Annotated in this window: 15 protein-coding genes; 7 read left to right on the top strand and 8 right to left on the bottom strand. The window is 66.9% G+C overall.

Annotation, left to right across the window (positions count from 1 at the left end):
- Positions 1–2 precede the first annotated feature (2 nt).
- Genes IB255_RS09870 through wecB form a run of 4 tightly spaced genes read right to left on the bottom strand, consistent with a single transcriptional unit; the run spans position 3 to position 7,385 of the window.
- Complete coding sequence (locus IB255_RS09870) at positions 3–878, bottom strand: DUF4434 family protein (protein WP_081517997.1); 876 nt, start codon at positions 876–878, stop codon at positions 3–5.
- Positions 878–4,063, bottom strand: coding sequence for an NfrA family protein (locus tag IB255_RS09875; protein ID WP_081517998.1), 3,186 nt, complete (start codon positions 4,061–4,063; stop codon positions 878–880). Before IB255_RS09875 ends, IB255_RS09870 begins: the two co-directional genes overlap by 1 nt.
- A complete protein-coding gene (gene nrfB / locus IB255_RS09880; protein WP_081517999.1) occupies positions 4,060–6,234 on the bottom strand; it encodes a cyclic di-3',5'-guanylate-activated glycosyltransferase NrfB in 2,175 nt (724 codons plus the stop codon). The genes IB255_RS09875 and nrfB overlap by 4 nt, the downstream gene beginning before the upstream one ends.
- Entirely contained in the window at positions 6,231–7,385 is a 1,155-nt protein-coding gene (gene wecB / locus IB255_RS09885; protein ID WP_081518000.1) for a non-hydrolyzing UDP-N-acetylglucosamine 2-epimerase, read from the bottom strand. The genes nrfB and wecB overlap by 4 nt, the downstream gene beginning before the upstream one ends.
- 255 nt (positions 7,386–7,640) lie before the next feature.
- On the opposite strand from wecB, the gene IB255_RS09890 reads away from it, so the two are divergent.
- The 6 genes from IB255_RS09890 (at position 7,641) to IB255_RS09915 (ending at position 15,504) form a co-directional block, all read left to right on the top strand.
- Positions 7,641–8,492: a LysR family transcriptional regulator gene (locus tag IB255_RS09890; RefSeq protein ID WP_081518001.1), complete on the top strand. Its 852-nt coding sequence runs from the start codon at positions 7,641–7,643 to the stop codon at positions 8,490–8,492.
- 469 nt (positions 8,493–8,961) lie between these two features.
- Positions 8,962–10,017 carry a putative 2-aminoethylphosphonate ABC transporter ATP-binding protein gene (locus tag IB255_RS09895; protein ID WP_081518002.1) on the top strand — a complete coding sequence of 352 codons (1,056 nt, stop codon included), beginning with the start codon at positions 8,962–8,964 and terminating at the stop codon, positions 10,015–10,017.
- Between the two features lies 1 nt (position 10,018).
- Positions 10,019–11,734: a putative 2-aminoethylphosphonate ABC transporter permease subunit gene (locus IB255_RS09900; protein ID WP_081518003.1), complete on the top strand. Its 1,716-nt coding sequence runs from the start codon at positions 10,019–10,021 to the stop codon at positions 11,732–11,734.
- 95 nt (positions 11,735–11,829) lie between these two features.
- Positions 11,830–12,855 (top strand): putative 2-aminoethylphosphonate ABC transporter substrate-binding protein, encoded by a 1,026-nt coding sequence (locus IB255_RS09905; RefSeq protein WP_081518004.1) that lies wholly within the window; start codon positions 11,830–11,832, stop codon positions 12,853–12,855.
- A 337-nt stretch (positions 12,856–13,192) separates the two neighbouring features.
- Positions 13,193–14,323, top strand: a complete 1,131-nt coding sequence (locus IB255_RS09910) for a TIGR03364 family FAD-dependent oxidoreductase (RefSeq protein WP_192210151.1) — start codon at positions 13,193–13,195, stop codon at positions 14,321–14,323.
- 158 nt (positions 14,324–14,481) lie between these two features.
- On the top strand, positions 14,482–15,504 hold the full coding sequence (locus IB255_RS09915) for a transporter (protein ID WP_081518006.1): 1,023 nt from the start codon (positions 14,482–14,484) through the stop codon (positions 15,502–15,504).
- 126 nt (positions 15,505–15,630) lie between these two features.
- On the opposite strand, the gene IB255_RS09920 is transcribed toward IB255_RS09915, so the two are convergent.
- The 3 genes from IB255_RS09920 to phhA all read right to left on the bottom strand — a co-directional run bounded on the left by IB255_RS09920 (position 15,631) and on the right by phhA (position 18,074).
- Positions 15,631–16,827, bottom strand: coding sequence for an amino acid aminotransferase (locus tag IB255_RS09920; protein WP_192210153.1), 1,197 nt, complete (start codon positions 16,825–16,827; stop codon positions 15,631–15,633).
- Positions 16,824–17,180 carry a 4a-hydroxytetrahydrobiopterin dehydratase gene (locus IB255_RS09925; RefSeq protein ID WP_081518008.1) on the bottom strand — a complete coding sequence of 119 codons (357 nt, stop codon included), beginning with the start codon at positions 17,178–17,180 and terminating at the stop codon, positions 16,824–16,826. The genes IB255_RS09920 and IB255_RS09925 overlap by 4 nt, the downstream gene beginning before the upstream one ends.
- Positions 17,181–17,285: 105 nt before the next feature.
- Positions 17,286–18,074: a phenylalanine 4-monooxygenase gene (gene phhA / locus IB255_RS09930; RefSeq protein WP_081518009.1), complete on the bottom strand. Its 789-nt coding sequence runs from the start codon at positions 18,072–18,074 to the stop codon at positions 17,286–17,288.
- Positions 18,075–18,334: 260 nt separating this feature from the next.
- Here phhA and IB255_RS09935 point away from each other — a divergent pair, with 260 nt between their 5' ends.
- The gene (locus tag IB255_RS09935) at positions 18,335–19,897 is read left to right on the top strand and encodes a sigma-54-dependent transcriptional regulator (RefSeq protein ID WP_081518010.1); all 1,563 of its coding nucleotides are present in this window, start codon (positions 18,335–18,337) and stop codon (positions 19,895–19,897) included.
- A 190-nt stretch (positions 19,898–20,087) separates the two neighbouring features.
- On the opposite strand, the gene IB255_RS09940 is transcribed toward IB255_RS09935, so the two are convergent.
- Positions 20,088–20,456, bottom strand: a complete 369-nt coding sequence (locus tag IB255_RS09940; protein WP_192210155.1) for a hypothetical protein — start codon at positions 20,454–20,456, stop codon at positions 20,088–20,090.
- Between the last annotated feature and the right edge of the window lie 86 nt (positions 20,457–20,542).

The raw sequence follows: 20,542 nt of genomic DNA on the forward strand, positions 1-20,542 counted from the left end.
TTTCAGGGCGTTGCGGAGGTGCTGGGATGCGCGCGCTGGTTGTCCAGCAGCGCCTTGCCCCAGGGTCGGTAGCGCACCTCGAACACGGCGCTGGCGTGACAGCCGGTGGACGCGCTGGAAGGCGCGGCAGGTTCGGCGTGGAAAGGCTGGCCGGCGGCACTGGTCTGGCGGAAGGCTTCGCGGACGATGCCGACCGGGCAGGGCAGGGCGGCGGCGTAAGCCTGGCGCACGCGCTCGGGTAGCGCACCGGTGCCGGCGCCGTCCTGCCACCAGACCTGCACGCCGAGCCCGGCAATCTGCCCCAGCCAGTCGCCATACACTTGCGGTGCCAGCTTGCCGCCGGAGAAGGCGCTCAGCTGCAGCGGCGCCTTCAACTGGCCGGCGAAGTCCTTGAGCTGATGCTGCAGCGCCTGGCGGCGCTCGGCGGCCTGGAAGTGCCAGTCGTCCAGTTCCATCGGCAGGTACCAGGCGGCGACGGGCAGTTTCCACTGCTCGCTCACCTGCCGTTGCTGCGCCAGGGAGCGGCCCAGCTGATGCTGCCAGTAGGCCTCCAGGCCGGGCGTGTCCAGCTCGCTCTGGCGCTGGTAGTAGGCCGGGTCCATGTACAGCCCGAGGACCAGTTGCAGGCCGTTGTCGTGGGCGCTTTTCAAGGAGCGTGCGAGCCAGCCGTTGGCACCGCCGAAGTCGGAGTCGCCATAGGCTGTCCACTGCACGATCAGGGTCTTCGCACCCTGGGCCGCACTGGCGCGCCAGACCTGCTGCCACTGCGCGTCGCTCAGTGCAGCATCGACATTCAGCGGCTGGTAGAACAAACGGTCATCGGCGTGCGCCGTGGCGGCGGAGCACAGCAGGGCCAGGGCGAAAATCAGACGTCGCATCAGAAGTTCACCTCGAGTCCCACCAGCCAGCCGTTGGCCTGTTCGTAGAGATTGCCCGCCATGCCCAGTTGGTACTCGGTGCGCACGGTGACGTGGGCGCGGTAGGCGTTGTAGCGGTCCTCGCCGTACCAGTACTGCCAGCGCAGGCCGACGCCGCTGCGCAGGTCCTGGCGCCAGTCGTTGCTCGGGTCCTGCGCGGAGAACTCGGCAAAGCCGTACGGCATGATCGTCTGCGGCGAGTCCACCGGCAGCTTCCAGGTGTGGCCCTGCTGGTAGCGCGAGACCCACTGGTGATCGCCGGCGTGGGTCCACCAGGCGAAGTCGGTGTAGAGGAAGCGCTCGTCCCAGTCACTCTCGTCGACGCGCCAGTCGTTGCGGTACTCGCCCTGGTCGAGGAAGGAGGCGGTGGCGCGCAGCAGGAAATCGGTGGAGGTCTGGCCGTACTTGTCGCGCTGGCGCACATAGCGCTCGAACTTCTCGGGGGTGCCGATCTCGTGCAGGCGGATGCCGTCGAAGGCGTAGTCGGAATCGCCGTCGTCGTTCACGGTGTTCTGCTTGTACAGCTCGCTGTAGAGGTTGAGGTTGTAGTCGCCGAAGGGCTTGTAGCGCAGGCCGAAGCCCGCGGCGAGGGTCTGGGTGTACTGCTTGCGTCCTTCGTTGCCGGCGATCGCCCGGCCATAGACCGAGAGGGTGCTGCCGTTGCGGGTCGGCTCCTCGCCCAGGGCGTGGTCCCAGATGAAGGTCTGCAGGTTCTGCGATTGCGCGCGGCGGCGGTCGCCGGTCTGAGTGTCGCCATTGAGGATCGGCACCGTGGTGACGCCTGCGGGGGACCAGGTGCTGGCGATGGTCAGGTTGTCGCGCTGGGACATGACCTGGTGCGCGCGGCGCTGGCGGAAGCGGCGGGCTTCCAGGCTGCCGTACTCGTCATCGGCGGCTACCGGGTCCTGTTCCAGATCGATCACCCGGCGCAGCTCGCGGCGGGCGGCGAAGCTGTCTTCGGCTTCGTCATAGCGCCAGGCGAGGGTTTCGCCCAGGCGGAAGTCCTCGGGGTAATCGCGGGTGGCACGCTCCAGGTAGGGGATCGCGGTGCGGCGTTCTTCCGGGGTGTCGGTGCCGGCCAGGCGCATGCCGTAGTCGGCGCGGAAGCGCGGATTGTCCGGTTCGCGGCGTACCGCCTCGGCCAGCCAGAGTTTGCTCTGCTGCGTGTCCCCGGCCTTCTGTGCACTGCCGGCGGCGTTGTAGAAGTGCTGGCCGTTGGGCTGGTGCTGCAGGGCCTCGCGGTGCCGCGAAAGGGCTTCGGGGTAATCGCCGCGGGCGTCGGCAATGTTGGCGCCCAGTGCCCAGTCGTCCGCGCTGCTTTTCTTCGCCTGCTGCCAGTAGCGTTCGGCACCGGCATTGTCGTTGGTGAGCAACGCGGCGCGGCTGGCGGTGAGACGGGCGTTGTCGTTGAGTTCGCTGGTGGGCAGGGCGTTGAAGATGCGCAGCGCGCCGGCCGGGTCGCCGGCGGCTTCCAGCGCATAGGCCAGTGGCAGCTGGCTTTGCTTGTCGCCGTGGGCGATCGCGGCCTGGTAGTAGACCACCGCCTCGCCGGGCCGCGCGGGCATGGAACAGCGGCCGAGGGCGCGTAGCTCGCCGGGGGTGTTGGAGTCCGGGCTCAGGTAGCGTTGCAGGGCGTCGCAGCGCCCGGCTTCGGCGAGACGGCCCAGCAGGTAGCCGCGCGAGACCGGATCGGCCTTGGGCAGCAGGGCTTCGATGCGCGCGACATCCAGAGGCGTGTCGCTGCGCGCGTGAATGCCGGCCAGGCGCTGAAGCAGCGCAGGAGGCAGGTTGCCCCCGCGGCGGTCGTAGGCGCTCTCCAGCAGTTGCTTGGCGCGTTCGGTGCGCCCGGCGTTGAGGGCGAGGTAGCTGGCCTGATCCAGCGCCTTGAGGTCGCCGGTCTGGCGGTAGCGTTGTTCCCACAGTGCCGCCGCTTCGCCCGTGCGGCCGCGGGCCTGCAGAAGCTCGGCGCGCTGGCGCACGGTGTCGGGAGTCTGCTGCTGGCGCGACAGCCAGGCCAGCGCCAGGTCGGTGCGCCCCTGGCGTCGCCAGGTGTCCACCAACTGGTCGCGCCGGGCGGTGTCCCAGGGTTCGGGCAGCCGGGTGTTTTCCAGCAGGTCGGTGGCGTCCAGGCGCTGGGCCAGCACCAGCCAGGTCTTCGGATCGTCAGCGGGCTTGCACTGCTGCAGCTTCGCCAGTGCCTGCGCCTGGTCGTGGCGCGACAGCCATTCGGTGGTTTCCAGGCACGGGCGGTTCTGCTGGTCACTGAGCTTGCTCACCAGCGAGGTGTCGGCGCTGTCGCGGGCGACCTCCAGCAGTTGCGCCTGGCGTGTCGGGTCGTTGCGGTCCTGCTCCGGCAGGGTGAGCAACCAGCGCTTGGCCACCTCGGTCTGATCGACGGCGATGGCACGGTCGATGATCGCCAGTCTTGCCTGGCGCGCGGCGTTGGCGTCGGGGGCCTGCTGGATCAACTGCTCCAGCGGCTTTTCTTCCAGGCGCTGGGCGTAGGCGTTGGCCAGGCGGCGCCAGTCATCGGCGGAGAGCTGGTGAGCGGTGGCCAGCGGAGCCAGCTGGGCGATGGTGGTGTCCCAGTCGCGCAGTTGTTCGGCCCAGTTGGCGCGGGCCTCGCGCAGCACGCGGCCATCGTTGCCCGGTGGCAGGCTGCCGAGCCAGTCCAGCGCCTTGGCGGCCCCCTGGGTCTGGCCGAGCTTGAGGCTGTAGGCTTGCCACAGGCGTACGCGCTCGTTGGCGTTGCTGGTGTGGGCCAGCCACTGGTTGATCTGGGCTTCGGGTGGCGGGCCGTTCTCGATCAGGTCCAGGCGCAGTTCGGTCAGGGCCTGCGCGCCGGCATCGGTGCCGGCCAGTGCCTGGGCTTCCTTCTCGGCATCGTCGAAACGCCGCTGCTTGGCCAGGGACTGGATCAGCAGGGAGCGTGCCTCGGTGTTGTTCGGCACGCGGCCCAGCAGGTGGCGCATCAGGCGTTCGACTTCCGCCCAGTTGCTCTTCTTCGCTTCCTTGTAGCCCTTGTCGAGGTAGGGGAAGCTGCGGAAGCGCTGGAACTCCGTGAGCTGGTCATCGGCGGCCTGCGCCAGCGGGGCGGCGAAGCTCGCCAGGATCAGGCCGTAAAGCAGGGGTTGTTGCGGTTTCACACGGCCTCCCGGGCAATGCGATAGGCCTCGTGCTGTTCGCTGGCCTGTTCCTTGAGGGCTTCCTCGAGCACCTGCTGGGTGATCATGCCGCGCTTGATCAGGTGTTCGCCGAGGGAGTCCTGCTCCGGGTCGAAATCGATCAGGGCCTGGTTGAACAGGCTCGGCGGGACCATCCCACGAACCTGCAGCAGGGTGCCGAACAGCACCAGGTGGCTGCAGATCCTCTCCATCAGTGCCTCATCGCCCTGATGCTGCTGCAGCACATCGAGGATGGACCGGGTCTCCTCGTTCTGGTGACGGCCGCCATACCAGTAGCGCAGGCCGATGGTCACCCGGCCCTGCGGCGCCAGGACGCCACGCACCGGGCGCTTGAGCTGGCGGCTGATGGCGCCGAGGGAAACCTGGCTGATCTGCTGCTCGCTGGCCAGGACCAGGGTGTTGCCGTCGATGGCCACCGGCAGCACTGCATAGCGCAGCGCCAGCTTGCGCGGCAGGGCTTCGATCAGCTTCTCGTCGAGGGTGAAGGGGTTGAGCGGCGCCCATTCCTCACCCAGTTCCTCGGCCAGGGTGGTGACCAGCTGGGTGCTGGTGATCAGCTCGCGCAGCAGCAGCTCGCGGCCCAGGCGGCGACGGACCGGGCTGGTCAGTGCCGATTGCAACTGTTCTTCGGTGATCAGGCCCTGCGCGACCAGGCGCTGGCCCAGCGGCGTGCGCTGCGGGCCGGCGAGGGCGGGGAATTCATGGGTGGTCTTGTCCCAGGCGACCCGGCGCGAATCGCCCATCTCCATCACCTGCTTGAGTGCGCGCAGGTTGGCGAAGAAGTTGACGAAGTTGCTCCACATCATCCGCGGCGCCGACAGCAGCCCCTCGAAGATGCCGTAGAAGCGAGTGACGAACCAGAAGCGCTGGAACAGCCGGTTGAGCAGCATCAAGCCGTTGAGGAACAGCAGCACCACCAGCAACTGGCTGCCTTCGAGGATCGACGGGAAGCGCCAGGCGTTGGGCGACAGGCTGGTGATCAGCCACATGGTGATCAGCACCAGGAACAGCAGGTTGACCAGGAAGCTCAGCAGGTAGGCGATCAGCCCCCGGCGGTCGCGCCAGAGGAAGTAGTTGAGCATGCCCTTGCTGCTCCAGCCCAGGTTGCGCGTACCCTGGAAGACGATCCCGGTGATCCACCGGGACTTCTGCCGGATGGCGTGCTGCCAGGTGCGCGGGAAGTGTTCGCGCACGCAGATGACCTGGGAGAAGCGCCGGTCCATGCCCGGCACCCAGTCGCTCTTGAGCGCCAGCTGCGGGTCGGTGATGGAGTAGCGGGCGAAGATGCACTTCATGCCCTTCTGCTTGAGGCGGAAGCCGATGTCGTAGTCCTCGGTGAGACTCTGCACATCGAAGGCGATGCCGTCGCCGTCTTCGAGCAGCGCGGCGATGGCGCGGCGGCTGAAGCAGGTGCCGACGCCGGCGCTGGGCACCTGGCCGGTCAGCGCCTCGCGCACCGGCACATCCTTGCCGTGGTTCTCGGCGAACTCGTCGACGTAGTGGCCGGCGGTGAAGCCGGTCCATTCCGGGGCGTAGGGGTAGACGGGGATCTGGATCAGGTCCTTGGCCGGCAGCAGGTAGTTGAACAGGCGCAGTTCCAGCGGCGAGATGACGTCTTCGGCGTCATGCAGGATGAAGCCGGAGAATTCGATGCGGGCGTCGGCCTCGAAGCGCAGGATCGCGTCGATGATGTTGTTCAGGCAGTCGGCCTTGCTGGTCGGGCCGGGGCGCGCGCAGACCACCTTGTGCACGTTGGGGTAGTGCAGGCACACCGCATCGACGTCCGCCTGGGTCTGCGGATCGTTCGGATAGGTGCCGACGAAGATCTGGTAGTTCTCGTAGTCCAGGGTGGAGGCCGCCAGGCGGGCCATCTCGCCCACCACGCCGACCTCGTTCCAGGCCGGCACCATTATCGCCAGCGGCTTTTCCGGGGCGGCGAAGAGGCGTTCCTCGTCGGCCCGGTCGAAGCGGTTGTAGATACGGAAGCGGCGCACCAGCACCCGGCCCCAGTACACCAGGTCGATGAACAGGTCATCCAGGCCGAGCAGGAACATCAGCGCGGCGAGGATGATCGCCAGGTACTTCAGGGCATAGAGAACGTAGGTGAGGATATCGACCAGTTCGAGGCTCATTCGAACTCGCTTGTCGTGCGTGTTTCACCGAACCAGGACAGCAGCCGGGCGACGATCTTCTCGCTGGCATGGCCGTCGCCGTAGGGGCTGAATACCCGGCTCATCTGCTCGTAGACTTCCTCGTCGCGCAGCAGATGGCTGGCTTCGCTGACGATGCGTCCGGTGTTGGTCCCCACCAGCACCACGGTGCCGCCTTCCAGCACGGCCGGGCGCTCGGTGACGCGGCGCAGCACCAGCAGTGGTTTACCCAGCGCCGGCGCTTCCTCCTGGATGCCGCCCGAGTCGGTGAGGATGATGTACGCGCGGTCCATCAGCCAGACGAAGTGCTGGTAGTCCTGCGGGGCGATCAGGTGGATGTTCGGCTTGTCCGAGAGCAGGCCGTAGACGGCTTTCTGCACCTGCGGGTTGAGGTGCACCGGGTAGACGAAGTCCACCTCGGGGAAGCGCTGGGCCAGCTCGGCCAGGGCCTGGCAGATGCGCTCGAAGCCCTTGCCGAAGTTCTCCCGGCGGTGGCCGGTGATCAGCACCAGGCGGCGGTCCCCGGTGAACTTGGCCAGGGGCGAGTCGATGGCGGGTTTCCAGCCGGTCTCGTGCAGGTGCTCGCGCATCCACAGCAGGGCGTCGATCACCGTGTTGCCGGTGACCTCGATCTGGTCGATGTTCACCCCTTCGCGCAGCAGGTTGTCGCGCGAGGCCTTGGTCGGCGGGAAGTGCAGGTCGGCGATCACCGCGGTGAGGCGGCGGTTGGCTTCCTCCGGCCAGGGCTGGTGGATGTTGCCGGTGCGCAGGCCGGCCTCGACGTGGCCCACCGGGATCTGCCGGTGGAAGGCGGTCAGAGCGGCGATGAAGCTGGTGGTGGTATCCCCGTGGACCAGCACGATGTCCGGACGATGGCGGTCGTAGCTGTCGTCCAGTTTGCCCATCATCTGCAGGGACAGGCTGTTCAGCGTCTGGCCCTGGGTCATGACGTCGAGGTCTTCATCCACCTCGAGTTCGAAGGAGTCCAGCACTTGCTGTAGCATCTCGCGATGCTGGCCGGTGGAGCAGATGCGCAGCTCGATTTCCGGGGTACGGCGGAGGACGCGGGCGAGGGGGGCCATCTTGATGGCTTCCGGGCGGGTTCCGAAAACCATGGTGACTTTGTACTTCATCAATTGCTCCTTGGGCGCACCCTTGTGGGGCCGCCTTCGGTTTTCCGTGTGGGATTTTTCCAAGGGCAATGAAAGTCGCTCAAGTCCGGGCTGTCCAGCGACAACTGGTGTTGCCAGTGATACAGGTCAGGTACATTGACCTTTTTGGGTGTTTTGTCGCCTGGCTGCAGGCCGCGTCGTCAGTGGGCTGGCGCCGGTTTGCCGGCAGCGCCGAGAAAAACTGTTGATGAATTTTTCGAAAAGGCGGATCGGTCGATGCTGAGCGCGGAATTGAAGGCGTTCTACCGGGTAGCGAAGCTGGGCAGCATCACCCAGGCGGCGAAGAAGCTCGGCCTCAGCCAGCCGACCGTGACCACGCAGATCCGCAACCTGGAGAGCCAGTATGCGGTGGAGCTGTTCTATCGCGGCGGCCGTCGCCTGACCCTGAGCGACGAGGGCGCGCGTCTGCTGCCGATGGTCGAGACGCTGTTACAGCAGGAAGCCGACATCGAGTTCTACCTGCGCAACTGCGGGCAGATGCAGGGCGCGCTGCGCATCGGCGCCACCTCTCCTTATTACGTGCTCGGGCTGATCAAGAACTTTCGCGAGCGCTTCCCGCAGATCGAAGTGTCGGTGGAGATCGGCAACTCCCAGCAGGTGCTCGAATCGCTGATCGAATGCCGGGTGGACCTGGCGGCCTCCTCGCAGCAGGTGGACGACGCGCGCCTGACCCGCGTGGTGCTGGGCAGCGATCCGCTGGTGCTGGCGGTACACCGCAGCCACCCGCTGGCGGCGCTGCAGTCGGTGAGCCTGGGCGACTTGCGCAGCCATTGCCTGCTGATGCGCGAGGCGGGCTCCACCACCCGCCAGTTGACCGAAGCGATGTTGCAGCAGGCGGGGGTGACACCCGCCTCGATGCTGGAGATCGGCAGCCGCGAATCGATCCGCGAGGCAGTGATCCGCAACCTGGGCGTGAGCATCATCGCCCGCCAGGAAGTGCCGGATAACCCGCAGTTGTGCGTGCTTGAGATCAAGGGCGCCAGCCTGATCGACGAGTACCTGTATTGCCTGAAGGACCGGCGGCAGGCGCGCCTGCCGAGCGCGTTTCTGGCGTTGGCGCAGGTGTAGAACCGATTCCCGTGTAGGAGCGGGCCATGCCCGGGATCAGAGTTTCCCTCCCCACCGAAGTCAGAGCGACGCACGAACGTAGGATGGTGTGGAGCGAAGCGATACCCATCAATTTCCGTGTGCCGTCAGCATGGGTATCGCTGCGCTCCACACCATCCTACTAAGCGTTCACCGGCAGGGACGGCAGGGCGCCGGGCAAGGTGGCAGTTCGTAGGGCGAATAACGCGCCAGCGTTATCCGCCACATGGGTATTGGCGGATAACCCGTTGCGGGTTATGCGCCCTACGTTTGCCCGCTCTACACCGCCACTTCCAAAAAATTTTCGCCCCCATACCCAAATCTGCCTATGGATCTATCGGCGCACTTGGCCCTTTAGCAATAGTGCCGTCGCAATCGCTCCCTAGCATGGACCTCGTTCCTTCACGCCGCGGCTCACCCGGCGTGGACCACAAGAATACGAGGTACCGCCATGCATCCCACCGTTGCCGGCACGCCGCTCAGCGTGCGCCACATCCGCAAACGCTTCGGCCAGTTCGTCGCCCTCGACGACGTGTCGCTGGACGTCAAGGCCGGTGAGCTGGTGTGCCTGCTCGGCCCTTCCGGCTGCGGCAAGACCACCCTGCTGCGCTGCATTGCCGGGCTGGAGCAGCAGGACGAAGGCACCTTGCACCTGGGCCTGCGCGATGTCTCGAACCTGCCGCCGCAGGCGCGGGACTACGGCATCCTGTTCCAGTCCTACGCGCTGTTTCCCAACCTCACGGTCGAGCAGAACATCTCCTATGGCCTGGCCAACGCTTCGAAGGATGAAGCCCGCCGCCGCGTCGCCGAGATGCTCGAGCTGGTCGGCCTCAGCGGCAGTGAGAAGAAGTACCCCGGCCAGCTCTCCGGTGGCCAGCAGCAGCGCGTCGCCATGGCTCGCGCGCTGGCGCCGAGCCCGTCGCTGCTGCTGCTCGACGAGCCGATGTCGGCGCTGGACGCCCGCGTCCGCGAACACCTGTGCGGCGAGCTGCGCCAGCTGCAGAAGAGCCTGGGCATCACCACCGTGATGGTCACCCACAACCAGGACGAGGCCATGTTGATGGCCGACCGCATCGCGGTGATGAACCACGGGCGCATCGAGCAGTACGGCACGGCGCAGGATATCTACAGCAGCCCGAGCACGCCCTTCGTCGCCGAGTTCGTCGGCCAGGGCAACTGGCTGCCCTTTGAGCGCGGCAGTGACGGTCACGCGCGGGTCGGCAGCCTCAATCTGCGCCTGCACTGCCAGGCACCGAGCGCCTCGGGCCGGTTGTTCTGCCGCCCGGAAGCGATCAGCGTGAACCCCGCCGTGCACCAGGAAAACCTGTTCCGCGCGCAGGTCCGCGAGATCACCTTCCTCGGCAACCGCTGCCGCATGAGCTTCGAGCTCGAACAGCTGCCGGGCCACGCGCTGCTCGCCGAGCTGGCGCCCGAGGACATGCCGCGCCTGGGCACCCCGGACATCTGGGTGTCGCTGCCGCCCCGCAGCCTGCAGGTGTTCGCCTGAGATGGAAGCCGTGGTGAAACACAGCCCGGCGCTGTCCGCCGGCAAGATTCGCGGCGATCTGGGTGATCGCCTGTTCGTCCGCGGCGGCAAGTACCTGCTGCTGCTCCTGCTCACTCTCGCGGTGCTGATGCCGCTGCTGGCCATCTTCTGGCGCGGCTTCAGCGGCGAAGCAGGGCAGGGCGGCGGCCTGGCAGCCATGGGCGAGCTGCTGCGCAGCGACAACTTCCACTGGCTGCTGGGCAACAGTCTGAAGGTTTCGTTGAGCGTGGCGTGCATCGTCGTGCCGGCGGCCTACCTGTTTGCCTACGCGCTGCAACGCACGCTGATCCCGGCCAAGGGCCTGTGGCGCGGGATTTCCCTGCTGCCGCTGCTGGCGCCGTCGATGCTGCCGGGCATCGCGCTGATTTACCTGTTCGGCAACCAGGGCCTGCTGCGCCACCTGCTGCCGGACAACATCTACGGCTTCTGGGGCATCGTCCTCGGCGAGGCCATCTACACCTTCCCCCATGCGCTGATGATCCTGCTGTCGGCGCTGTCGCTGGCCGATGCGCGCCTGTTCGACGCCGCCTCGAGCATGGGCGCCGGGCCCTGGAAGGCCTTCCGCAGCATTACCTGGCCGGCCTCGCGCCAGGGTGTGTTCGCCGCCTTCTGCCTGGTGTTCACCCTGACCATCACCGACTTCGGCGTGCCGGTCGTGGTGGGCGGCGACTACCAGGTGCTGGCGCTGGAAGCGTACAAGGCGGTGGTCGGCCAGCAGCAGTTCGGCCGTGGCGCGCAGATCGGCATGATCCTGCTGCTGCCGGCACTGCTCAGTTTCGCCGTCGACACCTGGCTGCGCCGTCGCCAGGGCGACGCCATGAGCGGCCGCGCACAGGTCTACCATCCCAAGCCGTCGCGTCGCCGCGACGGTGCCTTCCTCGCCATCGTCGTGCTGATCAGCGCGGTGCTGCTGGGCGTGCTGGGCATGGCCGTGTATTCCTCGCTGGTGAAGTTCTGGCCCTATAACCTCTCGCTGTCGCTGAACCACTACGACTTCAACACCACCGCCGGTGGAGGCTGGCTGGCCTACCGCAACAGCCTGACCATGGCCGCGTGCACCGCGATCATCGGCAGCGCGCTGATCTTCACCGGCGCCTTCCTGATCGAGAAGACCCGCGAGCAGCGCTGGCTGAGCCAACTGCTGCGCATGCTGTGCTTCGTGCCGATGGCCGTGCCGGGCCTCGTGCTGGGTCTGGGCTACGTGTTCTTCTTCAACCTGCCGGGTAACCCGCTGCACGTGTTCTACGGCAGCATGGCGCTGCTGGTGGTGTGCACCATTGCCCACTACCTGACCACCGCGCAGATGACCGCCACCGCCGCGCTGCGCCAGCTCGACGGCGAGTTCGAGGCTGCCGCGCTGTCGCTGAAGATGCCGCTGTGGCGCCACTACCTGCGCGTCACCGTGCCGATCTGCCTGCCGGCGCTGCTGGACATCACCCGCTACCTGTTCGTCTCGGCAATGACCACCGTCTCGGCGGCGATCTTCCTCTACAACCCGGACACCATTCTCGCCGCCGTCGCCGTGCTGAACATGGACGACTCCGGCAACGTCGGCGGCGCTGCTGCCATGTCGACCCTGATCCTGCTCACTTCCGCGGCCGTGTCGCTGCTGCTGGCCGGCGCCTCGCGCGGCCTGCTGCGCCGCTCGCAGGCCTGGAGGACGGGCGCGAACCCTTAACACCGCTGGACGCTGTCGCCCGGCGCCTGTGCGCCGGGCTCAACCCCTGACAAACCCGCCCCGAGCGGGAGACCAACACTGCCAAGGAGCTCCACATGTTCAAACGTCTTGCCCTCGCCGCCGCCGTGGTTGCCGGTTTCGCTGCACAGGTCCACGCCGCCGACACCGAGCTGACCGTCTACACCGCCCTGGAACCGGAACAGCTGACCGCCTACAAGCAGGCCTTCGAAGCCGAGAACCCGGACATCAAGATCAAGTGGGTGCGCGACTCCACCGGCATCGTCACCGCCAAGCTGCTGGCCGAGAAGGATCGCCCGCAGGCTGACGCCGTGTGGGGCCTGGCCGCCTCCAGCCTGGCCATCCTCGACCAGCAGGGCATGCTGGAGAAGTACGCGCCCAAGCACCTGGGCGCCATCGGCAAGAACTACCGCGACCCGGCCAACCCGCCGGCGTGGGTCGGCATGGACGTCTGGGCCGCCACCATCTGCTTCAACACCGTCGAGGCGCAGAAGCTGGGCCTGGAGAAACCGGTGAGCTGGCAGGACCTGACCAAGCCCGAGTACAAGGGCAAGATCGTCATGCCGAACCCGGCTTCCTCGGGCACCGGCTTCCTCGACGTCTCCGCCTGGCTGCAGACCTTCGGCGAGAAGCAGGGCTGGGCCTATATGGACGCGCTGCACGAGAACATCGGCCAGTACGTCCACTCCGGCTCCAAGCCGTGCAAGCTGGCCGCCGCCGGCGAGTTCCCGATCGGCATCTCCTTCGAGTACCCGGCCGTGCAGCTCAAGCGCCAGGGCGCGCCGCTGGACATCGTCCTGCCGAAGGAAGGCCTGGGCTGGGAAATCGAAGCCACCGGCATCGTCAAGGGCACCCAGCACGAAGCCGCCGCGAAGAAACTCGCCGACTTCTCCGCCAGCCCCAAGGCCATGGAGCTGTACAAGGAAAACTTCGCCGTGCTGGCCCAGCCGGGCATCGCCAAGCCGCAGACCGAACTGCCGGCCGACTACGAGCAGCGCCTGATCAAGAACGACTTCGCCTGGGCCTCGAAGAACCGCGACGAGATCCTTGCCGAGTGGCGCAAGCGCTATGACGGCAAGTCGGAGAAGGTCGCGCAGAAGTAAGGTTCGACTGAGATTCGGCACTGGCGGCTCCCTCTCCCCAACCCTGGCTGCGCGCCCCGCTCCGAGGGGAGAGGGGGCTGTCCGGTGTGCTGGTTCGAGGTTGGCGCAGTCCTGTTAGCCAGCGAAGCGTGACAGGGCGGCGCGACCGACGTGTCATTTGCTTGCCGACCCAGGCAGCGGGTTGCTGAAGGCAGTTGCCTGAATGCCCTGAGGCAGCAGGATGAGCTCGGAATTCTTCTCGGCAGAGGAGGGTTCCCTCTCCCTTCGGAGCAAGGCGCGTAGCCAGTGCTGGGAGAGGCGCTTTTCTGCTTGTTTTATACGCAAGGAACTTATCCCCATGACCCAGCCCCACTGCGACGTCGCCATCGTCGGCGCCGGAATCCTCGGCCTTTCCCACGCCTACGCCGCCGCTCGCCGCGGCCTCTCCGTGCGCGTCTTCGAGCGCACCGCCACGCCCCTGGGCGCCTCGGTGCGCAACTTCGGCCAGGCGCTGGTCACCGGCCAGCCGCCGGGCGTGATGTCGGAACTGGCCCGCGCCAGCCGGCCGATCTGGGCGCAATGGGCGGAAGGCGCCGGGTTCTCCCTGCGGCGCAATGGCTCGCTGCTGTTCGCCCGCACCGAAGCCGAAGAGCACCTGCTGGAAGCCTTCTGCGCCGGCCGCGCCAGGGAGCTGGACTACCGCGTGGGCCTGCTGCGCGGCAGCGAACTGAACGACCTCTACCAGGGCCACTTCCGTCATCATCGCGCGGCGTTGCTGGGCTTCGACGACCAGCAACTGTATTCCCGCGAGGCACTGCCGAGCCTGATCGACTACCTGCGCCGCGAGCACGGCGTGGGGTTCCACTTCTCCACCCTGGTGCGTGACGTCGACACCGGCGTGCTGCGCACCACGGCGGGCACCTTCACCGCCGGGCAGGTGATCGTCTGCTCCGGCCACGATTACCAGACGCTGCTGGCCGAGGTCATCGCGCCGCTGGAGCCGCAGGTATGCCGGCTGCAGATGCTGCGCGCCCGCCCGCAGGTCGACATCGGTCTTTCCCATTCGATCCTCACCGGCCTGAGCTGCGTGCATTACGGCGCCTTCTCCGACCTGCCCGAGGCCGAAGCGGTGCGCGAGCAGATCCGCCGCGAAACGCCGGAGCTGGAAGAGCAGGGCATCCATTTGCTGGTCAGCCCGACGCCCCATGGCGAGCTGATCATCGGCGATTCCCACCATTACGGCAGCGACGCCGCGCCGTTCAACGCCGAATTCGTCGACCGGCTGATGCTGGAGCTGGCCGAGGACACGCTGGGCATGCGCGTCGAGGTTGTCGAACGCTGGCAGGGCGTCTACGGCTCGCGTGGGCCAGGACCGTTCTCGGTGCTGCAGGCCGCCGACGGCATCAGCGCCGTGCTGATGCACACCGGCGTGGGCATGAGCATCGGCCCGGCGCTGGGTGAACGCACTGTTGCCACACTGTTCGGCTGACACGGGGCTGTCATCTGCCGTTCACCCGGTTCTGATAACACCGGAAGGGCGACGCGGCTTTCGTAGGGCGCATGAAGCGGAACGCTTCATCCGCCATGGCGGATGACCGCAAGCGGTCATTCGCCCTACGTCAGATATCCCAGGTTCAGCGGGGTCCCATGAACCACAGCATCGTCCAGAACCATCAGGATTCCGACCTGTTCGGCCTGCTGTATGGTTTCAGCTTTCGCCCCGGTCAGCCAGGGCTCGAGATCGATTCGCCCACCGCCCTGCAGCGTCTGCAGGAGCCGCGAGCGGCGGACGAGTTCCTCTGGCTGCACCTGAACCTGGCGCACGCGGCCTGCGAGCGCTGGATGAAGTCGCACCTGGAGCTGCCCGACTACTTCTTCGAGACCCTGCGCGAAGGCTCGCGCTCCACCCGCATCGAGCATGTGGACGGTGCGCTGCTGGCGGTGGTCAACGACGTGGTATTCGACTTCGGCAGTCGCATGTCCTCGGATGTTGCCACCCTCTGGGTCTGCGCCCGTGGGCGCCTGCTGGTCACCGCCCGTGCGCAGCCGCTGCGCTCGGTGGACACGCTGCGTTCTTCGGTGAAGCACGGCGAGAGCTTCAACTCGCCACTGGAGCTGCTGATCCACCTGCTGCGCGACCAGGGTGAAATCCTCACCCGCATCGTTCGCGAGACCAGCATCAGCGTGGACCGCATCGAGGACCAGCTGCTGTCCTCGCGCCTCTCCGCCAGCCGCGCCGACCTGGGTGCCATGCGCCGCGTGCTGGTGCGTTTGCAGCGCCTGCTGGCGCTGGAACCGGGCTCGCTGATGCGCCTGCTCAACCGCCCACCGATGTGGCTGACGGAGGACGACGTGCGCGTGCTGCGCGAGGCTACCGAGGAGTTCTCCCTGGTGATCAACGACCTCACCGCGCTGGGCGAACGCATCAAGCTGCTGCAGGAAGAGATCGCCGCGAAGATCAACGAGCAGAGCAACCGCACGCTGTTCACCCTCACCGTGGTCACGGTGCTGGCGCTGCCGATCAACATCATCGCCGGCTTCTTCGGCATGAACGTCGGTGGCATTCCCTTTTCCGGCGACCCGGAAGGTTTCTGGATCCTGGTGGTGCTGGTGGCCAGCTTCACCGGCCTGGCCGGGCGCTGGGCGTTCCGCAAGCGCGACGATTACTGACGGGATTTCCCTGTAGGAGCGCGCCATGCGCGCGATCGCGGGCATGGCGCGCTCCTACAGTCAGATTCCGGCGTCTGGGCAAAAAAAGACCGGCGCAAAGGCCGGTCGAGGGGGAAGAATTCGTTGTCAGCGGCAGACCCGGGCGATGGCCGCCGCCAGGTGGTCGAGGCGCTCGCCGTCGAGCCCGGCGATGTTCGCGCGGCCGCTGCTCACCAGGTAAATGCTGTGCTCCTCGCGCAGGATGCGCACCTGGTCGGCCTGCAGGCCGGTGTAGGAGAACATGCCGCGCTGGATGGCGATGTGTGCGAAGCGATCCGCCAGCCCGTGGGGGCGCAAGGCTTCCACCAGGCCGACACGCAGCTCGGCGATGCGCCCGCGCATGCCGTCCAGTTCGTCCAGCCAGAGGTTCTTCAGTTCCGGGTCGCCGAGGATGGTGGCGACCACTTCCGCGCCATGGGCTGGCGGGGTGGACCACAGGTTGCGGGCGAACAGCGCCAGCTGGCTGCGGATGTCGGTGAGCTTGTCGGCGTTCTCGGCGCAGACGATCAGCGCGCCGACGCGGTCGCGGTAGAGGCCGAAGTTCTTCGAGCAGGAACTGGTGATCAGCACTTCCGGCAGGCTCTGGGCGAGCAGGCGCACGGAGTAGGCGTCCTCTTCCAGCCCGTCGCCCAGGCCCTGGTAGGCGAAGTCCAGCAGCGGCAGCAGTTCGCGGCGACGGACGATTTCCAGTACGCGCTGCCATTGCCCGTGATCCAGGTCGAAACCAGTGGGGTTGTGGCAGCAGGCGTGCAGCAGCACCACGTCGCCCTGGGGGATTTTCTCCAGCTTGGCGAACATGGCTTCGGCGTCGAGGCGGTTGTCTGCGCCAACGTAGGGGTAGTGCTTGATCGGCACGCCAGCGGCGGCGAACAGGGTCTCGTGGATCGGCCAGGTCGGGTCGCTCAGCCAGATGCTCTTGCCCGGCAGGCAGTGCGCGATGAACTCCGCCGCCAGACGCAGGGCACCGGTGCCGCCGGGTGTCTGGGTGGCGTCGGCGCGCGAATCGGCCAGCAGCGGCGAGGTGACGCCCAGCACCAGCTCGCACAGGCGCGCGGCGAACAGGGCATCACCGTGGCTGCCGACGTAGCTCTTGGTGGTTTCGCTATCCACCAGGCGCTGTTCGGCGAGCTTCACCGCGCGGGGGATCGGGGTGAGGCCCTGGGCGTCCTTGTAGACGCCCACGCCAAGGTCGAGCCGCGCGGGATTGGGGTCCGCCCGGTAGGCTTCGAGCAGGCCCAGGATCGGGTCGCCCGGTACGCGGGTGACCTTGGCGAAATGGTTCATTTGCGTCCCTCTGCTGTCGCGGCCAGCTCGTCGGTGCGCGCGGCCATGATGAAGTCGTTGCGGTGCAGGCCCTTCAGCTCGTGGCTCCACCAGGTGACGGTGACCTTGCCCCACTGGGTCAGCAGGTCGGGGTGGTGGCCTTCTTCCTCGGCGATGGCGCCTACGGCGTTGGTGAAGGCCAGGGCGTGCCTGAAGTTCTTGAACAGGAAGACCCGCTCCAGTTCCATGTGATCGTCACGGACCTCGATGTTCCAGTCCGGAATCTGCTTGATCAGCACCGCCAGTTCTTCGTCGGACACCTTCGGGGCGTCGGCGCGGCAGGCTTCGCAATGGGCTTGGGTGAGTGCGGTCATGAAAGGTTCTCCTTGTCGTGGGGTGGCATAGGAGTGCGCTCGCGAACCATCTTAGGCTCGCGAGCACGTCTCATCCTAGGCACAGATGGGCTCGATTGCAGCGGATCAGGCGGCCTGTTTCGGCGGAAACTTCGGCGCGTGCAGGCCCAGGCGCATGGCTTCGCGCACCAGCGCCATGATGTCCTCATGGGCCAGCTCGAACAGCCGCTTGAGTTCGGGAAGCACGAAATACAGGGGCTGCAGAATGTCGATGCGGTACGGCGTACGCATGCATTCCAGCGGGCTGAAGGCCTGGTGCTCGGGCTCGCCGGAGAGGCTGTAGACCGTCTCCCTGGGTGACGAGAGAATGCCGCCGCCGTAGATGCGCAAGCCCTGCGAGGTATCCAGCAGGCCGAACTCGATGGTCATCCAGTAGAGGCGGGCGAGGTACACGCGCTCTTCCTTGCTGGCGGCGAGGCCGAGCTTGCCGTAGGTGTGGGTGAATTCGGCGAACCAGGGATTGGTGAGCAGCGGGCAGTGGCCGAAGATCTCGTGGAAGATGTCCGGCTCCTGCAGGTAGTCCAGCTCTTCCGGGGTGCGGATGAAGGTGGCGACGGGGAATTGCTGGCTGGCCAGCAGCTCGAAGAAGGTCTGGAACGGGATCAGCGCCGGCACCCGCGCCACGCGCCAGCCGGTGGCGGCCTGGAGCACCTGGTTGACCTCGCCCAGCTGCGGAATGCGCTCATGGGGCAGGCCGAGCTGCTCGATGCCGTCCAGGTATTCCTGACAAGCGCGGCCCTCGATCACTTTCAGCTGGCGGGTGATCAGGGTATTCCAGACCTGATGTTCGGTTTCCGGGTAGTGGATGAAACCGTCTTCGTCAGGTTGGCGGGCCACGTACTGCGTTGTCTTCATGGAGCCTCCGGCGTCGAGCTGCCTGTTCTTGTGATGACTCACAAATAGCGCGATGCGTGCCGGCGAACAGCCCCCTTGGCGCTACCCTGGCAGGTCGGTGGTCCGTCAATCCGTAAAGAAAACATTACGATCGTCGGCGCCAGCATCCGGCCATGGCTTGAAGGTGCGGTGATCTGTCACATATTCTTGACGGTAATTTCCGGCCGCCTTGCGAATACCCGTGCCGGAGCGCCCACCACAACGACAACCACGGGCCCGCCATGCGCATCAAAGTGCACTGCCAGAACCGCGTCGGCATCCTGCGCGACATCCTCAACCTGCTGGTCGACTACGGCATCAACGTCAACCGCGGCGAAGTCGGTGGCGAGCAGGGCAACGCCATCTACCTGCTCTGCCCGAACCTCATCAACCTGCAGTTCCAGTCGCTCAAGCCCAAGCTTGAAGCGGTGCCCGGCGTGTTCGGCGTCAAGCGCGTCGGCCTGATGCCCAGCGAACGCCGTCACCTGGAGCTGAACGCGCTGCTGGCGGCGCTGGAGTTCCCGGTGCTGTCCATCGACATGGCCGGGCAGATCGTCGCGGGCAACCGCGCCGCTGCTCAGCTGCTGGGTGTGCGCGTCGACGAAGTGCCGGGCATCCCGCTGTCGCGCTACGTCGAGGACCTCGACCTGCCCGAGCTGGTGCGGGCCAACAAGGCGCGCATCAACGGCCTGCGGGTGAAGGTGAAGGGCGACGTGTTCCTCGCCGACATCGCGCCGCTGCAGACCGAGCACGACGAAAGCGAAGCACTGGCTGGCGCTGTGCTCACCTTGCACCGCGCCGACCGCGTCGGCGAGCGCATCTACAACGTGCGTCGCCTGGAGCTGCGCGGCTTCGACAGCATCTTCCAGAGCTCGCGGGTGATGGCCGCCGTGGTGCGCGAAGCGCGGCGCATGGCGCCGCTGGACGCGCCACTGCTGATCGAAGGCGAGACCGGCACCGGCAAGGAGCTGCTGGCCCGCGCCTGCCACCTCGCCAGCCCGCGCGGGCAGTCGCCGTTCATGGCGCTGAACTGCGCCGGCCTGCCCGAATCCATGGCCGAGACCGAACTGTTCGGCTACGGCCCCGGTGCCTTCGAGGGCGCACGCCCGGAAGGCAAGCTCGGCCTGCTGGAGCTGACCGCCGGCGGCACGCTGTTCCTCGACGGCGTCGGCGAAATGAGCCCGCGCCTGCAGGCCAAACTGCTGCGCTTCCTGCAGGACGGCTGCTTCCGCCGCGTCGGCAGCGACGAGGAGGTGTACCTGGACGTGCGGGTGATCTGCGCGACCCAGGTCGACCTGTCCGAACTGTGTACCAAGGGCGAATTTCGTCAGGACCTCTACCACCGCCTCAACGTGCTGTCGCTGCACATCCCGCCGCTGCGCGAATGCCTGGACGGCCTGGAGCCGCTGGTGGAGCACTTCCTCGACCAGGCCAGCCGGCAGATCGGCTGCTCGCTGCCCAGGCTGTCGCCGCAGGCACTGGATCGCCTCGGTCGCTACCACTGGCCCGGCAACGTGCGGCAGCTGGAGAACGCGCTGTTCCAGGCGGTTTCGTTGTGCGAAGGCGGCACCATCCGCCCCGAGCACATCCGCCTGCCGGACTACGGCGCGCCGCACCCACTGGGGGATTTCTCCCTGGAAGGCGGGCTCGACGCCATCGTCGGCCGGTTCGAACGGGCGGTGCTGGAGCGGCTCTACCGCGAGCACCCGAGCAGCCGGCAGTTGGGCAAGCGGCTCGGGGTGTCGCACACCACCATCGCCAACAAGCTGCGGATGCATGGGCTGGGGCAGAACGACGAATCCTGATGAGGGCGTGGGACCTGCTCGCGGTCGCGGGTGGGGGACGTTCCGGTGTGCAGGATTTCGCGGACAAGGCCCGTTCCTTCCCGAGCAGTTCGTAGGGCGTTCCGGGTTATCCGCCCTACGTAAACGGGGGAGCGCGCGTTGCAGGAGCAGGCCATGCCCGCGATCCGTCGGCAGGGCCGGCGCCAGCCAATCACCAGGTCTTCGGCCGATACCCCTTCACGCAGGCCCGCACCTCGTCGTCGATCACGTTGCCCGGCTTGATGCAGTCGGACAGCCTGCGCGGGCTATCGCTGTAGGGAGAGGCCGCTGGAGTCGCCTGTGGGCCGGCAGGGGAAATACCCAGGCGGCTTTGCAGCACCACCCAGCGCTCCTGAAGCCAGGCATGGCTGGTGGGGTTGCGCCACAGGGCAGTACCGGCGGCGAGGAGCAGCAGCGGGATGAGGAACCACAGCAGCGGCTTCACCAGCAGCCGCCAGTTGCGTTTCGGGTCTTCGGGCGGCTTCTGCTTGTTCCGCTGCCTGACCTGCTCCCAGTAATAGTCGCGATCACGCTCGCTCATCGGTGTACTTCCGCCGGGTGGATGCGTGAAGAGTAACGGCTGGCGCGACCTGCGGCGAGGCGCGATCAGTGGTCCTTGTGACGGGC

The organism is Pseudomonas sp. PDM22 (assembly GCF_014851965.1).
Classification (GTDB): domain Bacteria; phylum Pseudomonadota; class Gammaproteobacteria; order Pseudomonadales; family Pseudomonadaceae; genus Pseudomonas.

What these genes read in the sequence shown, in the direction of transcription:
- IB255_RS09870 (WP_081517997.1), bottom strand. Translation starts at nt 878, where the DNA reads ATGCGACGTCTGATTTTCGCCCTGGCCCTGCTGTGCTCCGCCGCCACG.
- nrfB (WP_081517999.1), bottom strand. Translation starts at nt 6,234, where the DNA reads ATGAGCCTCGAACTGGTCGATATCCTCACCTACGTTCTCTATGCCCTG.
- wecB (WP_081518000.1), bottom strand. Translation starts at nt 7,385, where the DNA reads ATGAAGTACAAAGTCACCATGGTTTTCGGAACCCGCCCGGAAGCCATC.
- IB255_RS09890 (WP_081518001.1), top strand. Translation starts at nt 7,641, where the DNA reads ATGCTGAGCGCGGAATTGAAGGCGTTCTACCGGGTAGCGAAGCTGGGC.
- IB255_RS09895 (WP_081518002.1), top strand. Translation starts at nt 8,962, where the DNA reads ATGCATCCCACCGTTGCCGGCACGCCGCTCAGCGTGCGCCACATCCGC.
- IB255_RS09900 (WP_081518003.1), top strand. Translation starts at nt 10,019, where the DNA reads ATGGAAGCCGTGGTGAAACACAGCCCGGCGCTGTCCGCCGGCAAGATT.
- IB255_RS09905 (WP_081518004.1), top strand. Translation starts at nt 11,830, where the DNA reads ATGTTCAAACGTCTTGCCCTCGCCGCCGCCGTGGTTGCCGGTTTCGCT.
- IB255_RS09910 (WP_192210151.1), top strand. Translation starts at nt 13,193, where the DNA reads ATGACCCAGCCCCACTGCGACGTCGCCATCGTCGGCGCCGGAATCCTC.
- IB255_RS09915 (WP_081518006.1), top strand. Translation starts at nt 14,482, where the DNA reads ATGAACCACAGCATCGTCCAGAACCATCAGGATTCCGACCTGTTCGGC.
- IB255_RS09920 (WP_192210153.1), bottom strand. Translation starts at nt 16,827, where the DNA reads ATGAACCATTTCGCCAAGGTCACCCGCGTACCGGGCGACCCGATCCTG.
- IB255_RS09925 (WP_081518008.1), bottom strand. Translation starts at nt 17,180, where the DNA reads ATGACCGCACTCACCCAAGCCCATTGCGAAGCCTGCCGCGCCGACGCC.
- phhA (WP_081518009.1), bottom strand. Translation starts at nt 18,074, where the DNA reads ATGAAGACAACGCAGTACGTGGCCCGCCAACCTGACGAAGACGGTTTC.
- IB255_RS09935 (WP_081518010.1), top strand. Translation starts at nt 18,335, where the DNA reads ATGCGCATCAAAGTGCACTGCCAGAACCGCGTCGGCATCCTGCGCGAC.
- IB255_RS09940 (WP_192210155.1), bottom strand. Translation starts at nt 20,456, where the DNA reads ATGAGCGAGCGTGATCGCGACTATTACTGGGAGCAGGTCAGGCAGCGG.